Raw genomic sequence first — 15,661 nt, forward strand, 5'->3', positions numbered from 1 at the left:
GTCAAAAGGTCTTTTCTTCCTGTTCTTCTTCGGCAGGGAGGAGGGGCCTTCTTTGCTTTTGGGGTAAGGGGTTTGATCCAGGCCGAGGTCGCTGTCACGCGAGCCTCCAAACCTTTGGCACCACATGAGCCAAACTAGAGCGTTAAGCAAAACACCCCCTACTTCCTTAAACAGGAAGTGGGGGTGTTTTGCTCTTTAACTATGGAAACTTAAAGAAAAAGTACCTGTCCATCCACAGTGACCTGAGTAAACACAAGTCCCTGGGAAGATTCGGTGGGGAAGGAGAGCTCAACCTCGACATCTTCAGTCTCGGTTTCTTGGCCATCAGCGGTGGTGACTACCCGAGTGCCGGTGCCAGTCGCGGATTCAGCATCCCATGAGCTCCAGGAAATCTCAGTGAGCTGGTCAATATCCATTGCACAATTCAAAGAAATCTCAGAAGGCTGCTGGGTTGGTGCAGCCACACAATCGATGTAACCGGGTGCGTCCTCGTCTACGTCAACGGTGGAGGTCGCGGATGCATTCTTCGAAGGTAAAGAAACACCAGTTGCAGTTGCCACCTTCAGACCAGAATCTTTTTCATGAGGGGGACTGCAAGCAACAAGTGCGACTGCCGCCAGGGCTGTGGTGGCAGAAACGAAGAATTTACGAGAAAGAGTGGTCATTTTGAAGACTTGGAATCCTTGATTAGTTCTTGCTGCGCAGTGCAGCTGCCTTTGCGGAGTTGTAAGGTTCTGCAGAAACAACGGTCACAGAGATGACAGAACCATTAGGAGCGGTGTACTCGCGGGTATCACCTTCCTGAGCGCCAAGGATGGCAGCACCCAGTGGGGACTGCTCAGAGTAGGTCTCAAGATCTGGGTTCTCAGAAGCTGCTGCACGGGTACCGATGAGGAAGGTTTCCTTATCGTTTTCATCGCCATCGTAGTAAACGTGAACAACGGAACCTACGTGTGCGACACCTTCGATGATGCCTTCGCGCTCGGTGGTGGAGTTTGCGAGCAGCTCGGAGATCTGCTTGATGCGGGCTTCTTCCTGGTCCTGCATTTCACGAGCCGCATCGTAGCCAGCGTTTTCTTTGAGGTCGCCTTCTTCGCGGCGCTCGTTGATTTCCGCAGCAACAGCAGGGCGGTGTGCGATGAGGGCGTTGAGCTCTTCCTCCAGCTTGGCCTTGGTTTCTGGGGTGATGTATTGCTTATCTGCACTTGCCATAATTACTTGCCCTCCTGGGGAACAGTAGAGGTGGATCATCGGACAGTTAGTGATTAAAGCCATAAGATTGGCCCCGGCTTTCCGGGGCCAAGATTTAAAACTTTCCTCAATACCTATTGACCGACGATGTCAACGTACGTTTCTGCTGCAGATTTTAGCACAGCAGAACTTTCTGTATTTAAAGGTTCATATGTGATGGGATCACGGTGGAGCAGCCATAAACGCCACCGGAAACTGCTGGTTCACGGGTTGGAATCAATGTTGAGATACGAACTGTTGAATGTTCGCTGGGCTCAACTAGTACTTCTCTGCGTCCGACCTCTGCGTGTGCGTAGTCTTTTGCGGTCACAATGCAGTAGGCGACTTGGCTGGGATCATCACGGGTGACGTCAACTTCAAAACGGAAGGTGTCATCATCAATTCTTTCGAATGCTCCCATCTGACCTGTCACCGTGCGTGCATCGCGGTTTTTTAGGTAATTAGCTCCGACAATGACAATCGCGATAACCAGTAAAACACCGATAACAGCAATAATTTTACCGCTGATGTTTTTACTAGCTGCTGCTTCTGGCCGTCGGGCGTTGTAGCGACCTGCAGGGCGTTTGATGTCTGGAATGTTTGAAGAGCCTGAAGCGTTGGATGGAGAGTTGGAATTTGTGCTCATGATGACGTGTGTCTACATCCTCTTCAAAGGCCGAATTGAGTTGGTCACCTATACATCTTAGTCACCGCGCGGAAAACTGTTAACCGAGGTGTATGAGGATGAAATAAGGAGATTGTGGGGAACCGACTATCATGAATGCAATACACAGCAACTAAACCCTGTGGAAGCACATTTTGCTTCAATGAAAGGATGAAACACGTGAGTGGTTTACGCCTGCTGGCGATCCACGCCCACCCTGACGATGAGTCGAGCAAGGGGGCAGCAACTATGGCGCGTTATGCAGCCGAAGGCAACCGAGTAATGGTTGTGACCTGCACCGGTGGTGAGCGTGGAGACATTCTCAACCCTGCAATGGATAAGCCAGGAATTTTGGACAATATCTCAGCTGTGCGCCAGGAAGAAATGGCCAAAGCCATGAAGATCCTTGGTACCGAGCACAAGTGGTTGGGATATGAAGACTCCGGCCTGCCACAAGGAGACCCGCTGCCTCCACTTCCAGAAGGCTGCTTTGCTTTGGAAGATTCGGATAAAGTCACTCGGGACTTGGTGCAGATCCTCCGCGAGTTTCGTCCGCACGTCATTATTACCTATGACGAAAATGGTGGATATCCGCACCCGGATCACTTAAAAGTTCATGAAGTATCCATGCTTGCATGGGAAAAATCCGGCGATGCTGCTTATGCCCCTGAGCTTGGTGCACCGTGGGAGCCGTTAAAGCTGTATTACACTCACGGATTTATCCGTCAGCGCATGAAGATGTTCCACGATTTACTGGCGGAGCAGGGTAAACCTAGTCCTTACACCCCAATGCTGGAACGGTGGAAAGCTAATGATGCTGATGTCATGGCCAGGGTTACCACCCAAGTTCCTTGTGAACGCTTCTTTGACCAGCGCGATGATGCTCTGCGTGCTCATGCAACTCAGATTGACCCAGCGGGAGCTTTCTTTGGAACTCCGGTAGAAGTACAGCGTCGTCTATGGCCGACTGAAGAGTTTGAATTAGCTAAGACGAGGGTCAAGACTTCGATCCCAGAAGATGATCTGTTTGCCGGAATCGCACCCGATGCAGAATAATGCAGTTAGACCACATCCTTTAGGAAGGACCTTTTCGGCGTGATTGACCTCAGCCCTGTATTTACTACAGCTGCCGGCGTGTACAACAACACCACCACGATCATCTTGGCTCAGCAGCAGCAAGGTGGTCCTTTGGGACCTGAGTTTGGAAAAGCATCACCGGTTGGTTTGTTGCTGATCGTCGCTATGCTGGCTGCCGTGCTTACGCTGGGGTGGATGTTTCATCGACGCTGGTCACGGATGAATCGTCGCCGCATTTTTGCAGAGCGAAATGGCCTTGATCCTTTTGATGTTGAAGGCGTACGTAAAGCCATGGCAGAAGCTGGCTTGAATGAAAAATCCAAAAAAGGCTTCCTCTAAAAAGAAAGTGTGTTAAGGTTCCAAACTATGTTCGCAGCACGATTTTATTTTATGTCCGGCTCCGGGGCCTTCCCGCGTCAGCTGGCAGTTAGTCGTGCCACCTAGAACGCGAACAGATCCGGAGTCGAGCAGCACCTCCCCGCAAGGGTAGAGGGGCTGCTTTTTTGTTTCCCAGATAAACCTCACCCCATGTATAGCCCTGAAAGGCCAGAAAAATGAGTTCCCCAGTGTCACTTGAAAATGCGGCGTCAACGAGCAATAAGCGAGTCGTTGCTTTCCATGAGCTGCCCAGCCCGACAGAGCTCATCGAAGCTAACCCTTTGACACCAAAGCAAGCCACCAAGGTTGAACAGGATCGTCAAGATATCGCTGATATTTTCGCCGGTGATGATGATCGTCTGGTCGTTGTTGTGGGACCGTGCTCAGTTCACGATCCTGAAGCCGCCATCGATTACGCGAACCGTCTAGCCCCGCTTGCTAAGCGCCTGGATCAGGACCTAAAAATCGTGATGCGCGTGTACTTCGAGAAGCCACGCACCACCGTGGGCTGGAAGGGCTTGATCAACGACCCACACCTCAACGAAACCTACGACATTCCGGAGGGATTGCGCTTAGCGCGCAAAGTGCTTATCGACGTGGTGAATCTTGATTTACCAGTCGGCTGCGAATTCTTGGAGCCAAATAGCCCTCAGTACTACGCAGACACCGTCGCGTGGGGAGCTATCGGCGCACGCACCACTGAGTCCCAGGTTCACCGCCAGCTAGCATCCGGCATGTCCATGCCAATTGGTTTCAAAAATGGCACTGACGGAAACATTCAGGTGGCAATCGATGCTGTGCAAGCAGCTCAAAACCCTCACTTCTTCTTCGGCACCTCTGATGACGGCGCGCTCAGCGTCGTCGAGACCGCTGGTAACAGCAATTCTCATATTATTTTGCGCGGTGGAACCTCCGGCCCGAACCATGACCCGGCTTCGGTGGCGGCGGTCGTCGATAAGCTTGGTGACAATGCGCGCCTGATGATTGATGCCTCGCATGCAAACTCTGGAAAAGACCACATCCGTCAAGCGGAAGTTGTTCGTGAAATTGCACAGCAGATTTCTGGCGGTTCAGATGCTGTTGCGGGAATTATGATCGAGTCATTCCTCGTCGGAGGAGCACAGAACTTAGACCCTGCGAAATTGCGTATTAACGGCGGTGAAGGCTTAGTGTACGGGCAGTCTGTTACCGACAAGTGCATCGACATTGACACCACTATTGATCTGCTGGCTGAGCTGGCAGCAGCTGTAAGGGAGCGTCGTGGCGCAGCCAAATAATCAAGGGCGCTAGACTGTTAAATGTGTTAAACCTGCCCAGACTGCTGTACCCGGTTTATGAGCGCCGTCTTTTAAGAGAATTAGACGGCGCCAAACAGCCCGGTCACGTTGCCATTATGTGTGATGGCAACAGACGCTGGGCCCGGGAAGCTGGCTTTACCGATGTCAGCCATGGTCACCGCGTTGGTGCCAAAAAGATTGGCGAAATGGTTCGCTGGTGTGACGATGTTGATGTCAACCTCGTTACTGTTTATTTGCTGTCCATGGAAAATTTGGGGCGTTCTTCTGAAGAACTGCAACTACTTTTCGATATCATCGCTGATGTTGCTGATGAACTAGCACGCCCAGAAACCAACTGTCGTGTACGCCTCGTTGGGCACCTTGACCTACTTCCAGACGCAGTGGCGTGCCGAATGCGGAAAGCAGAAGAAGCTACCGTCAACCACACGGGAATCGCCGTAAACATGGCTGTTGGTTATGGCGGACGTCAAGAAATCGTCGATGCGGTTCAAAAACTTCTGGCGGTAGGTAAAGATAACGGTTTAAGCCCTGATGATCTTATCGAATCTGTCACAGTCGAAGCGATCTCCACTCACTTGTACACCTCTGGCCAACCTGACCCTGACCTGGTGATCCGTACTTCCGGTGAACAGCGTCTTTCCGGATTCATGCTGTGGCAGTCGGCATATTCCGAAATTTGGTTCACAGACACCTACTGGCCAGCTTTCCGACGCATCGACTTCCTCCGCGCGCTTCGTGATTACTCCCAGCGCAGCAGAAGATTTGGCAAATAGCTTAAAACACCCACAACCAAGGAGTGACATGTCTGATTTCATCGTCGCATTTGAATCCGCTTATGGTTCCACAAAGCAGTACGCAGAAGCACTGGCAGAGCGCCTTGATGTAAAAGCTCTCAATTTTGATCAGGCTGCCGAGGACTTGGAGGTAAAACCAGACGCCACACTGATCGCGCTGAGCTATGTGCACGGCCCTTCACATCCGGCTGCCAAATTTATTACCGACACAGATCTCTCAGGACATAGAGTCGCACTGTGCACTGTTGGTATGACCTTGGATGATGTGGTGGAGAAGAAGGATGGCGCAGCAAAAGCGTTGGGAAGAAAAGCCCAGGATGTGACCCGTTTCTATCTTCCTGGACGCTTAAACTACTCAGAACTGTCCACCGCACATCGCACCACGATGTGGACGATCGTGAACATGCTGAAAGCTAAGCCTTTGAAGAATGCGAACGACAAAATGATGATTGATACTTTTGATACCGATGTTGATCGTGTGGATCTCTCCCGCCTGGCTGCAGTGGAGCAGTGGGCCCGAGGCTAAAACGTTTGGGCGTCTTTGAGCTCGAATAAGCCGGAATCCCATAAATTAGCGGTTTGCTGGGATAGAAATGAGCAATTGTGTGCTGATACGGGTGTAACACCTGTGCGATCTCGTGGGACAACCGTTGCACCAAACTGCTGCACCAAACCAGGAGACCCAGAAATCACGTTTTCGACGTTTGTGGGTCTCTGTGTTAGGTATATCGCGCTCAATACCAAACACAGAGACCCAACATTTAAGTTTTTGAAGATTCTGGGTCTCCTGGTTTGGTCGCTCTCACATTTTGGTGCGACACCTGAAAAGTCATACCTCCCCAGAAGCGCTTTTAAGAGATTTTCAGGACCTTACCCATACAAATGCACAGTTAAAAATCTCGAGGCGTTAAACGGGCGAATAGCGCCTCAAGCACATTTTCCGGGCTCGATTGATTTAGTAGGTTCACACCCGGATCCTTGCGGGAGAATAATTCCCAGCTGTAATTCCTAGCAAAGCCACCAGAAACCCTAGATCTTGCGCATCCTAACTCGCTCCACCAGGTGATCACTACCTTTTTTCAAAACTAGTGATGCTCGAACCCGGGTGGGAAGGATATTTTCCACGAGGTTCGGCAGGTTGATTGATTGCCATAATTCACGAGCTACTGCAGTGGATTGTTCGTCAGACATATCGGCGTAGTGGGAGAAGTGGGCTCCGGGGCGTCGGAAAGCGGTATGACGCAGTTGGAGGAAGCGGTCGATGTACCACTTTTCAATATCTTCGGTGCGGGCATCTACGTAGACGCTGAAATCGAAAAGGTCGCTAACCATCAACGTTGGTCCGGTTTGGAGCACGTTTAAGCCTTCGACGATCAAGATGTCGGGTTGGCGGACGGTAATAAATTCACCGGGTACGCGGTCATAGGCGGTGTGGGAATACACGGGTGCGTTGACTTCGCGTTTGCCTGATTTTACGTCGGTGACAAATCGAAGCAGTGCTCGTTGATCGTAGCTTTCGGGGAAGCCTTTCCTGGACATCAAACCGCGACGCGTTAGCTCAGCGCCGGGGTAGAGGAATCCATCGGTGGTAACAAGATCTACCCGAGGGTGTGTATTCCAACGCTGTAAAAGTACTTGCAGTAGGCGAGCGGTGGTGGATTTACCAACGGCGACGGAGCCGGCTACGCCGATGACAAAGGGCACAGAGGTGGACGGTGAGGTGCCAAGGAAGGTTTCGGTGGCCGCTGTAAGTTGTTGACGTGCTGCAACTTGGAGGTGAATCAGACGTGAAAGCGGAAGGTAGACTTCTGCGACTTCTTCCAGGTCAATGTTTTCGCCGATTCCTCGCAGCTCAATGACTTCTTTTTGGGTGAGCACCTGAGGCATTGAGTTTCTACGCTCACGCCATTGCACACGATCGAAATCAAGATAGGGGCTGAAATCTGATGTGCGCGGGGAATTTTTCACACCATTTGTCCTTGCAGCATTTTGCTCTGCCATGAATCCATTGTGCACGTTGGCAACTTTGAAAGTGTGATCGGGGTTATTTTTTCATATGCTTTGGTGTCTAAAAGTCGTGGGCACAGATGAAAACTCATGCGGACGAAACGATGGGACCCGGCCCACACTTTTCTATATGGGTAGTGGCAGTCTATGCTGGTTTGCGTACCTGTCCCGCGAGTGAGGTCTTACGCGCGGGATTCGTCTTGTGAAAGGTTAGCTGACCTGATGACCGATGCCCACCAAGCGGACGATGTCCGTTACCAGCCACTGAGCGAGCTTGATCCGGAGGTGGCTGCTGCCATCGCTGGGGAACTTGCCCGCCAACGCGATACTCTTGAAATGATCGCGTCTGAGAACTTTGTTCCCCGTTCTGTTTTGCAGGCGCAGGGTTCTGTTCTAACTAATAAATATGCCGAGGGTTACCCTGGCCGCCGTTACTACGGTGGTTGTGAACAGGTTGACATCATTGAAGATCTTGCACGTGATCGTGCAAAGGCTCTTTTCGGTGCTGAGTTTGCCAATGTTCAGCCTCACTCTGGCGCGCAGGCTAATGCTGCGGTGCTGATGACTTTGGCTGAGCCAGGCGATAAGATCATGGGTCTTTCTTTGGCTCATGGTGGTCACCTGACCCACGGAATGAAGTTGAACTTCTCCGGAAAGCTGTACGAGGTTGTTGCGTACGGCGTTGATCCTGAAACCATGCGTGTTGATATGGATCAGGTCCGTGAGATTGCTCTGAAGGAGCAGCCAAAGGTTATTATCGCTGGCTGGTCTGCTTATCCTCGCCACCTCGATTTTGAGGCTTTCCAGTCCATTGCGCAGGAAGTCGGCGCGAAGCTGTGGGTCGATATGGCTCACTTCGCTGGTCTGGTTGCAGCTGGTTTGCACCCAAGCCCAGTTCCGTATTCTGATGTGGTTTCTTCCACTGTCCACAAGACTTTGGGCGGACCTCGTTCCGGTATCATCCTGGCTAAGCAGGAGTACGCAAAGAAGCTGAACTCTTCTGTATTCCCAGGTCAGCAGGGTGGTCCGTTGATGCATGCGATTGCTGCGAAGGCTACTTCTTTGAAGATTGCTGGCACTGAGCAGTTCCGTGATCGTCAGGAGCGCACCTTGGAGGGTGCTCGCATTCTTGCTGAGCGTCTAACTGCAGCTGATGCGAAGGCTGCTGGCGTGGATGTCTTGACTGGTGGCACTGATGTGCACTTGGTTTTGGCTGATCTGCGTAACTCCCAGATGGACGGCCAGCAGGCTGAAGATCTGCTGCATGAGGTTGGCATCACCGTGAACCGTAATGCGGTTCCTTTTGATCCTCGCCCACCAATGGTTACTTCTGGTTTGCGCATTGGTACTCCTGCGCTGGCTACCCGTGGCTTTGATGCAGCTGGCTTCACTGAAGTTGCTGATATCATCGGTACCGCTTTGGCTAATGGTAAGTCTGCAGATGTTGAAGCTCTGCGTGGCCGTGTAGCAAAGCTTGCTGCAGAATACCCACTTTATGATGGCCTGGAAAGCTGGACAATCGTCTAAGTTTTTCTAGAGTTTTCATAAATTGAAGGCATCGTCGGCTTCGGCCTGGCGGTGCTTTTTTAATGCTGGAGGTCAAGCTAGAGGATGGCATGCGCGTTTTAATAATCGATAATTACGATTCTTTCACGTTTAATCTCGCCACTTATGTGGAAGAAGTAACAGATCAGGCACCCACGGTGGTGCCTAATGATCAGCAGATCGATGAGACGCTTTTCGACGCCGTCATCCTCTCACCAGGCCCGGGTAGCGCCGGAGTTCCGGCTGATTTTGGTATCTGTGCTGATGTGATCGATCGGGCACGCGTCCCGATTTTGGGTGTGTGTTTGGGGCATCAAGGTATTGCGTTGGCCCATGGTGGTGATGTCGAATTAGCGCCACGGCCAGTTCATGGTGAAGTATCGCAAATCACTCATGATGGTTCTGCTCTGTTTGCAGGAATCCCTGAGACTTTTCAGGCTGTGCGTTATCACTCAATGGTGGCAACGCGCCTGCCGGAGGTGTTGAAAACTACAGCAACCAGCGAAGATGGTTTGATCATGGCTTTGGCACATGAGACCTTGCCACAGTGGGGTGTGCAATTTCATCCAGAGTCGATCGGTGGGCAGTTCGGTCATCAGATCATTAAGAATTTCCTTAATTTAGCGCGTCAATACAGGTGGCAGATCACCGAAAAAACAATTCCGCTAAGTGTCGATCCAGCAGCAGTATTTGAAACGTTTTTTGCTGATTCCTCACATGCTTTTTGGCTCGATGATGCCCAAGGAACCAGTTATCTTGGTGATGCCTCCGGCCCATTAGCACGTATTAAAACCCACAACGTCGGCGACGGTGATTTCTTTAATTGGTTGAAGGAAGATTTGGCAGCCAATTCGGTCGCACCAGGTCAAGGTTTTCGTCTTGGTTGGGTGGGATACCTCGGTTATGAGCTGAAAGCCGAAGCTGGCGCAAGGCCTACGCACACATCGAATCTTCCAGATGCTCACCTAATTTTTGCTGATCGTGCCATTGCGGTGGAACCACATCAGGTGCGTTTGATGGCGTTGGGGGAGCAGGATGCGTGGATCGCGGAAACCAGTGAAAAGCTCCACAATTTATCTGCCCCAAGACCACCTGCATCCGGTCACCTCAATCTGCACGTACGCATTTCTAAAGATGAGTATCTGGCCAAAATACACAAGGCCCAGGATCTGATTACCCGTGGTGAATCTTATGAAATCTGCCTTACAACAAAGCTTCACGGCATCACTGACACAGATCCTCTTGCTGCGTATTTAGCACTGCGTGCAGCTAATCCCACAGCGTATGGTGCATATCTCCAGCTTGGCGATACATCCATTTTAAGCTCTTCACCAGAGCGTTTCATCACCATTGATTCAGCAGGTCACGTGGAATCAAAGCCGATTAAGGGCACCAGACCCCGTGGACAGTCCGTGGAAGAAGACCAAGCAATTATCGCCGAGCTGCGCAGTAATCCTAAAGATCGTGCAGAAAACCTAATGATTGTGGATTTAGTCCGCAATGATTTAGCACGCGGCGCCTTGCCCACGACGGTAAAAACTTCAAAGCTTTTCGACATAGAAACCTTCGCCACCGTACACCAACTCGTTAGCACCGTTTCTGCAAAGCTTGGACCACGCAACCCGATTGAGTGTGTCCGCGCAGCATTCCCTGGTGGCTCAATGACCGGTGCGCCGAAGCTGCGCACAATGGAGATCATTGATGAATTGGAGGAAGCACCCCGCGGTATCTACTCCGGTGGTTTGGGCTATTTTTCCCTTGACGGTGCAGTTGATCTTTCCATGGTGATCAGAACTTTAGTTATCCAAAATAACCACGTGGACTACGGTGTGGGCGGCGCGATTCTTGCTCTTTCTGATCCCGAAGCCGAGTGGGAGGAAATCCGGGTCAAATCACGGCCGTTGCTTAACTTATTTGGGGTGGAGTTTCCGTGACCTATCTTGTGTGGGATGGCTTTAGCCTCGTGGAAGACGACCTGGAATCAACACCGAAGGTGGTCGATTCCTATTTGGTTAAAGACCATCAGGTGGTGCGGTGGGATCTTCATGAACAACGTTTTGCCCGCAGCATAGACTCAGATCCCTGGAATTTTCTCCACGAAGTAAGAAAGGCCATCCCAAGCCACGGTTCATGGTTTCCCAAAATTGAATGGCATGGTGGCAACGATTTCGCAGTCCAAATTCGGCCAGCACCTGCCTTGCGTGAAACGACATCCCTGTGGCTTTCAGAAACACCGGATCCACGCACACAGCCAACAATTAAAGGTCCTGATTTAGATGTGTTGGCCTATCTGCGCAGCCGTGCTGTGAATAATGGTTGCGACGATGCACTTTTAATTAGCGCTGATGGGTTCATTCTTGAAGCAGCTAATGCCACTGTGGTGTTTTGGGCAGATCCACAGACCGTTATTGTGCCAAGTGGGGAGGTGTTGCCGTCAGTAACGTTGGCTGCAACTATTCCGCTGTGGCACAAAGCTGGCATTAAGGTGATCTACCAAAATATCCGCCACATTGATTTTCCAGCGTGGTGCGGTAGTTCTTTGCATGGCTGGACACCGGTGGTTAGTTGGGGGAGAGGCTCAGGAAAATTTACTGCGGCTAAACCACCGTCGGTAAAACCGTGGAATGCACAACTGCGCCCGACACTTCATTCATAGGAAGTGTTGGGCGCAGAGAAACGGGCGGTGCTAAGCCTTGTCGGTTTCTTCGGTTTCTTTCTTCGCGGTGTCGCGTCCTTCGGCAAGCTGGGTACGTGCGGCGCGTAACCAATCTGGCTGATTTTCCAAAAGTGCTTTGATATCAGCGGTGGTCAGGGGTTTGTCCATGTCGTTCTTTTTTAGAGCGGCGATGGTGATGCCCAATTTTTGGGCCACCACTGGACGGGGGTGTGGGCCTTCACGGCGTAGTGTTTGGAGCCACTCCGGTGGGTTTTCCTGCAGGTTCTTGAACTCTTGGTGAGTCAATGCACCTGATTGGAACTCCTCTGGCGTGGCGGGCAAAAACAGTCCGAGCTTCTTGGCTGCGGTCTGTGGCTTCATTGCTCTGCCCGATGGCTGGCGTACAGATTCTTCGTTCACGCCCACAACGGTAGCATTGTTTTCATGCTGACCTTAAGTTTCATCACTGGCACTGAGCCAGGAAAGTGGTTTACCCGATTCCGAGATCGGACTCATCACGGTGGACTTGAAACAAAAGATTCAGATGACGCGCTCGGCGACATGCTGGCTGGCCAGGCACAACTCGCCTTAACTAGGCTTCCAGATGCGCGTATCGACGCCTCCCTCCACGTGGTTAATCTTTATCAAGAACAACCCGGCATTGCTTTTCCCAAAGACTATTTCCTTAGTGCCGCAGAAGGCGCGGTGGATCCAGCGGAACTTGATGGTGAGATCATCAATTGGCAGATGCCCAGCAGTGGGGAAGTAGATGCTGCAGCCGTTCGGGAAGCATTGCAGATTGTTGCCGCGAATGTTGGTGTCGTCATCGCACCTCGCCCCCTGCTTAAAGTGCTGAGTAAAAAACTCGTGGAACATCGCGACCTTTTGGGGGGAGTAGAAACGACCATCGCGTTGGTGTGGAAAAAAGATGAAGATTCTGAAGAGATTCAAGACTTCGTTGGCATTGCCCGTGGGCGGACACGCAATTCCAGCAGGCAGCAGACGGTAAAGCGAAGTGCTCGTGAGAAAACCCTGGCAAAACAAGCCCGCAGACAGGGGGAGAAACCAAAAACATCTAAACGTTCCCCAGCTAAGAAACGTCCCGGAAAACGGCGATAGGGTTCACCCACATATTTCCGGTTGCCGAACGTTTTAAATACCTGGACAATTGCGTGCATGGTTGAAAGAGACTTCACTATCCGACCAATCTGCGAGGGTGATTTCCCTCAGGTGAGGGACATCTACGAATTGGGCCTGGAGACGGGACATGCGTCTTACGAGACTTCTGGTCCCACGTGGGATCAATTCACCCAATCAAAGATTATGGATACCGTCATGGTGGCGGTAGAAAACAATGACCCGGACTTTATTCTGGGATGGGTGTCCGCAGCCCCAATTTCTAGCCGCGAGGTTTTTCACGGGGTGGTAGAAGACTCCATCTATATCCATCCACAAGGCCAAGGACGTGGGGTAGGTGGGGCGTTGCTCAGTGCGCTTATTGAGCACTGTGAGAGCAACGGCATCTGGTCCATCCATTCCTGGATTTTCCCGGAGAACCTAGGTTCTGCGAAACTGCATCAGTCCAGGGGCTTTGTCAAAGTAGGCACCATGCACCAGATGGCTCGGATGCCTTACGGTGAGATGGAAGGACAATGGCGTGATTGCGACCTGTGGGAGTGCCTATTGTCCGTTCCAGAAAAAGCACCGAGTGCTTAAGCCAATCTGAACCTCACCTTATCGCCTGGCAAAAGCTGGGCGGAGCGATCACATGACCTAGCGGTCAGTACTGCAATTACTGGGTAACCGCCGGTCACTGGATGATCAGGACCAAACACTACGGGGTTTCCACCAGGCGGAATCTGGATGGAGCCCCTGACCATTCCTTCACTTTTTAACTCACCTTGTTGGCGTCGTCGCAACGGTGTGGTTGCTTCCATGCGTAAACCAATGCGATTTGAATCATTGCTCACGGTGAACACTTGTGAGAAGAAACTATTTAACGACTCTTGGGTAAACCAATCATCTCGTGGCCCTCGAATGACAGTGAGTGTTTCTGCAGGCATGCGCTTCCACAGCACGGGTAGTTGCCGAAGCTTTGGCCACCATCGGTGATCTGCGATATCAGTGCCAACAGCTAGTTCTTCGCCTTCTTGGATGGGGGCTGGACCCAAATGTGAAATCAGATCGGTGGACGCTGAGCCGAGGGTTTCCTCTACCAAAAAGCCACCTCGGACACCGAAGTAAGCACGCATGCCATACGTGGCAGGCTCAATGCGTATACGATCTCCTGCTGCGACATCGATGATGGTGTTGGTGGTTGCGTTTTTGGATTGGCCACCAGCAGTACGAACTTTCACTTCCGCTTCAGTGCCTGTGAACACAATTGAGGAGGGGGCTTGGGCCTCTACCTCAAACCCACCAAGCAAGATTTCTATAACCGTTGCGTTGGGATCATTACCTAGTGCATGGTTGGCACGGGCAGCAGATAACCGGTCAAAAGCACCGGAGGTTCCAACGCCGGAACTAGCGAATCCGAAACGGCCGCGATCTTGGAATAGAGCCTGGGGACCTGTTGAAATTACTTTGAAGCTCATTTATTTTACCTGCACAAATCGGACCGAATCACCGGGTTTTAACAAAGAAGGCTGCCACCGATCAACATCCCACATGGGAATATCAGTGGTGCCAAGAAGCTGCCAACCACCAGGGGACTGCTGTGGGTACACCGCACTAAACTCGCCGGCAACTGCCACTGTGCCTGCTGGAATTTTGGTGCGAGGTGTTTCCAAACGGGGAATATCCCACAAGGGCTTATTGGGGATGAGGTAATAAAAACCTGGCGCAAACCCACCGAAGGCGGCAGTCCACACTGTGTTGGAATGAGTTTCGATCACCTGATTTACACTCAACCCGGTGTGTTGAGCCACAGCCTCTAGATCGGGGCCGTCATAGACCATGGGGATGTCAATGGTTTCTGCTGAGGAACCTGCGTCACGCAACGCTGGGGTGAGATTAATGGAGGAAATAATCTCAGTGAAGTTGCCAGGGGTCATAAGGCTCGTATCAAACGTCACCAACAACGTCTGGGCGGCAGGTACTGTATCGATGATTCCTGGAACCTGCATGCCCACCAAAGAACGGTTGAGTGCAAGTACTGCATCCAAAACGCTACCGCCAACAGCCGCACCGTCTTCTTCCAACAGATCAATAATGACTGCCCTGTCACCACATGGCTTAACGAGCATGGGACACCTGCACCTTATGTGCTGCAAGAGTAGTCACGATCTTTTCTACCAACACTAGAGCCTGCGGGTTGTCGCCATGCACACAGATGGAGTTGGCGTCGACAAGCACGCTTTCCCCGGTGATCGCGGTGATGGGGGCGCCTGTTGCAAACGCCAATGCCTGCTTGGCGGCGATTTCGGGGTCGTGGTGCACCGCGCCGGGAAGCTTGCGGGAAACCAGTTGGCCGTCGGCGGTATAAGCGCGGTCGGCGAATGTTTCTTGCTCAACAACTAGCCCGGCAGCGCGCGCCTGATCGACGATCTGTGAACCAGCAAGCGCCATGAGCGTTAGGGTTGGGTCAACAAGCTTGATGCCCTCAATGACCGCAGCTGCCTGGGCCTCATTAACGGCAATGGTGTTGTAGAGCGCGCCGTGGGGTTTAACGTATTCCACCGTTGCACCACTGGCGGTTGCTGCCGCCTTGATTGCCCCAATTTGGTAAATGGTTTCCGCAACGAGGTCGTCGTGGGCGTAATCAATATTGCGACGACCGAAACTAGCGATGTCGTTGTAGCCGATGTGTGCGCCGATGCGTACATTTCGTGCATGTGCGGCCCGGACGGTTTTTAGCAGCACTGATGCATCACCGGCATGGAAGCCACAGGCAATATTTGCGCTGGACACCAAATCGAGCACGGCTTCATCGTTGCCCATGGTCCAGTTGCCGTAGCTTTCGCCGAGGTCGCTGTTGAGATCAATGGTGATCATAGAAACTTCACCTTTCAGA

At 51.8% G+C, this 15,661-nt stretch carries 18 protein-coding genes; 10 read left to right on the forward strand and 8 right to left on the reverse strand.

Going from position 1 to position 15,661, the window contains the following annotated elements:
- Positions 1-209: 209 nt before the first annotated feature.
- The 3 genes from N24_RS05650 to N24_RS05660 all read right to left on the reverse strand — a co-directional run bounded on the left by N24_RS05650 (position 210) and on the right by N24_RS05660 (position 1,876).
- Complete coding sequence (locus N24_RS05650) at positions 210-665, reverse strand: hypothetical protein (protein WP_096455092.1); 456 nt, start codon at positions 663-665, stop codon at positions 210-212.
- A 22-nt stretch (positions 666-687) separates the two neighbouring features.
- Positions 688-1,212, reverse strand: a complete 525-nt coding sequence (gene greA / locus N24_RS05655; RefSeq protein WP_096455094.1) for a transcription elongation factor GreA — start codon at positions 1,210-1,212, stop codon at positions 688-690.
- Positions 1,213-1,390: 178 nt separating this feature from the next.
- Positions 1,391-1,876 (reverse strand): DUF4307 domain-containing protein, encoded by a 486-nt coding sequence (locus N24_RS05660; protein ID WP_096455096.1) that lies wholly within the window; start codon positions 1,874-1,876, stop codon positions 1,391-1,393.
- 198 nt (positions 1,877-2,074) lie between these two features.
- Here N24_RS05660 and mca point away from each other — a divergent pair, with 198 nt between their 5' ends.
- The 5 genes from mca (at position 2,075) to N24_RS05685 (ending at position 5,967) form a co-directional block, all read left to right on the forward strand.
- Positions 2,075-2,950 (forward strand): mycothiol conjugate amidase Mca, encoded by an 876-nt coding sequence (gene mca, locus N24_RS05665; protein ID WP_096455099.1) that lies wholly within the window; start codon positions 2,075-2,077, stop codon positions 2,948-2,950.
- 39 nt (positions 2,951-2,989) lie between these two features.
- Positions 2,990-3,310, forward strand: coding sequence for a hypothetical protein (locus tag N24_RS05670; protein WP_096455101.1), 321 nt, complete (start codon positions 2,990-2,992; stop codon positions 3,308-3,310).
- 215 nt (positions 3,311-3,525) lie between these two features.
- Entirely contained in the window at positions 3,526-4,626 is a 1,101-nt protein-coding gene (locus N24_RS05675) for a 3-deoxy-7-phosphoheptulonate synthase (RefSeq protein WP_096455103.1), read from the forward strand.
- Between the two features lie 23 nt (positions 4,627-4,649).
- Complete coding sequence (locus tag N24_RS05680) at positions 4,650-5,420, forward strand: isoprenyl transferase (RefSeq protein ID WP_096455105.1); 771 nt, start codon at positions 4,650-4,652, stop codon at positions 5,418-5,420.
- A 28-nt stretch (positions 5,421-5,448) separates the two neighbouring features.
- Positions 5,449-5,967, forward strand: a complete 519-nt coding sequence (locus N24_RS05685; protein ID WP_096455107.1) for a flavodoxin domain-containing protein — start codon at positions 5,449-5,451, stop codon at positions 5,965-5,967.
- Between the two features lie 503 nt (positions 5,968-6,470).
- Here N24_RS05685 and coaA read toward each other — a convergent pair.
- Positions 6,471-7,442: a type I pantothenate kinase gene (gene coaA / locus N24_RS05690; RefSeq protein WP_096455109.1), complete on the reverse strand. Its 972-nt coding sequence runs from the start codon at positions 7,440-7,442 to the stop codon at positions 6,471-6,473.
- Between the two features lie 228 nt (positions 7,443-7,670).
- Between coaA and glyA the strand changes: the two genes are divergently transcribed.
- The 3 genes from glyA to N24_RS05705 all read left to right on the forward strand — a co-directional run bounded on the left by glyA (position 7,671) and on the right by N24_RS05705 (position 11,649).
- Positions 7,671-8,975: a serine hydroxymethyltransferase gene (gene glyA / locus N24_RS05695; protein WP_096455111.1), complete on the forward strand. Its 1,305-nt coding sequence runs from the start codon at positions 7,671-7,673 to the stop codon at positions 8,973-8,975.
- Positions 8,976-9,064: 89 nt separating this feature from the next.
- Entirely contained in the window at positions 9,065-10,927 is a 1,863-nt protein-coding gene (gene pabB, locus N24_RS05700; RefSeq protein ID WP_096459799.1) for an aminodeoxychorismate synthase component I, read from the forward strand.
- Entirely contained in the window at positions 10,924-11,649 is a 726-nt protein-coding gene (locus tag N24_RS05705; protein WP_096455113.1) for an aminotransferase class IV, read from the forward strand. Before pabB ends, N24_RS05705 begins: the two co-directional genes overlap by 4 nt.
- 30 nt (positions 11,650-11,679) lie before the next feature.
- On the opposite strand, the gene N24_RS05710 is transcribed toward N24_RS05705, so the two are convergent.
- Positions 11,680-12,075: a DUF5997 family protein gene (locus N24_RS05710; protein WP_096455115.1), complete on the reverse strand. Its 396-nt coding sequence runs from the start codon at positions 12,073-12,075 to the stop codon at positions 11,680-11,682.
- An 18-nt stretch (positions 12,076-12,093) separates the two neighbouring features.
- Between N24_RS05710 and N24_RS05715 the strand changes: the two genes are divergently transcribed.
- Both N24_RS05715 and N24_RS05720 read left to right on the forward strand, forming a co-directional pair.
- Positions 12,094-12,768, forward strand: coding sequence for a LysR family transcriptional regulator substrate-binding protein (locus tag N24_RS05715; RefSeq protein WP_096455117.1), 675 nt, complete (start codon positions 12,094-12,096; stop codon positions 12,766-12,768).
- Between the two features lie 57 nt (positions 12,769-12,825).
- A complete protein-coding gene (locus tag N24_RS05720; RefSeq protein ID WP_096455119.1) occupies positions 12,826-13,365 on the forward strand; it encodes a GNAT family N-acetyltransferase in 540 nt (179 codons plus the stop codon).
- Here the strand turns inward: N24_RS05720 and N24_RS05725 are convergent.
- Genes N24_RS05725 through N24_RS05735 form a run of 3 tightly spaced genes read right to left on the reverse strand, consistent with a single transcriptional unit; the run spans position 13,362 to position 15,642 of the window.
- The gene (locus N24_RS05725; protein ID WP_096455121.1) at positions 13,362-14,243 is read right to left on the reverse strand and encodes a 5-oxoprolinase subunit C family protein; all 882 of its coding nucleotides are present in this window, start codon (positions 14,241-14,243) and stop codon (positions 13,362-13,364) included. The genes N24_RS05720 and N24_RS05725 overlap by 4 nt on opposite strands.
- On the reverse strand, positions 14,244-14,894 hold the full coding sequence (locus tag N24_RS05730; RefSeq protein WP_096455123.1) for a 5-oxoprolinase subunit B family protein: 651 nt from the start codon (positions 14,892-14,894) through the stop codon (positions 14,244-14,246).
- Positions 14,884-15,642 (reverse strand): 5-oxoprolinase subunit PxpA, encoded by a 759-nt coding sequence (locus N24_RS05735; RefSeq protein WP_096455125.1) that lies wholly within the window; start codon positions 15,640-15,642, stop codon positions 14,884-14,886. The genes N24_RS05730 and N24_RS05735 overlap by 11 nt, the downstream gene beginning before the upstream one ends.
- Positions 15,643-15,661 lie beyond the last annotated feature (19 nt).

This window comes from Corynebacterium suranareeae, from assembly GCF_002355155.1.
Lineage (GTDB): Bacteria > Actinomycetota > Actinomycetes > Mycobacteriales > Mycobacteriaceae > Corynebacterium > Corynebacterium suranareeae.

Bases quoted from the DNA above. Each gene is read 5' to 3' on its own strand.
- N24_RS05650 (WP_096455092.1), bottom strand. From the start codon at position 665: ATGACCACTCTTTCTCGTAAATTCTTCGTTTCTGCCACCACAGCCCTG.
- greA (WP_096455094.1), bottom strand. From the start codon at position 1,212: ATGGCAAGTGCAGATAAGCAATACATCACCCCAGAAACCAAGGCCAAG.
- N24_RS05660 (WP_096455096.1), bottom strand. From the start codon at position 1,876: ATGAGCACAAATTCCAACTCTCCATCCAACGCTTCAGGCTCTTCAAAC.
- N24_RS05675 (WP_096455103.1), top strand. From the start codon at position 3,526: ATGAGTTCCCCAGTGTCACTTGAAAATGCGGCGTCAACGAGCAATAAG.
- N24_RS05685 (WP_096455107.1), top strand. From the start codon at position 5,449: ATGTCTGATTTCATCGTCGCATTTGAATCCGCTTATGGTTCCACAAAG.
- coaA (WP_096455109.1), bottom strand. From the start codon at position 7,442: ATGGCAGAGCAAAATGCTGCAAGGACAAATGGTGTGAAAAATTCCCCG.
- glyA (WP_096455111.1), top strand. From the start codon at position 7,671: ATGACCGATGCCCACCAAGCGGACGATGTCCGTTACCAGCCACTGAGC.
- pabB (WP_096459799.1), top strand. From the start codon at position 9,065: ATGCGCGTTTTAATAATCGATAATTACGATTCTTTCACGTTTAATCTC.
- N24_RS05715 (WP_096455117.1), top strand. From the start codon at position 12,094: ATGCTGACCTTAAGTTTCATCACTGGCACTGAGCCAGGAAAGTGGTTT.
- N24_RS05720 (WP_096455119.1), top strand. From the start codon at position 12,826: ATGGTTGAAAGAGACTTCACTATCCGACCAATCTGCGAGGGTGATTTC.
- N24_RS05725 (WP_096455121.1), bottom strand. From the start codon at position 14,243: ATGAGCTTCAAAGTAATTTCAACAGGTCCCCAGGCTCTATTCCAAGAT.
- N24_RS05730 (WP_096455123.1), bottom strand. From the start codon at position 14,894: ATGCTCGTTAAGCCATGTGGTGACAGGGCAGTCATTATTGATCTGTTG.
- N24_RS05735 (WP_096455125.1), bottom strand. From the start codon at position 15,642: ATGATCACCATTGATCTCAACAGCGACCTCGGCGAAAGCTACGGCAAC.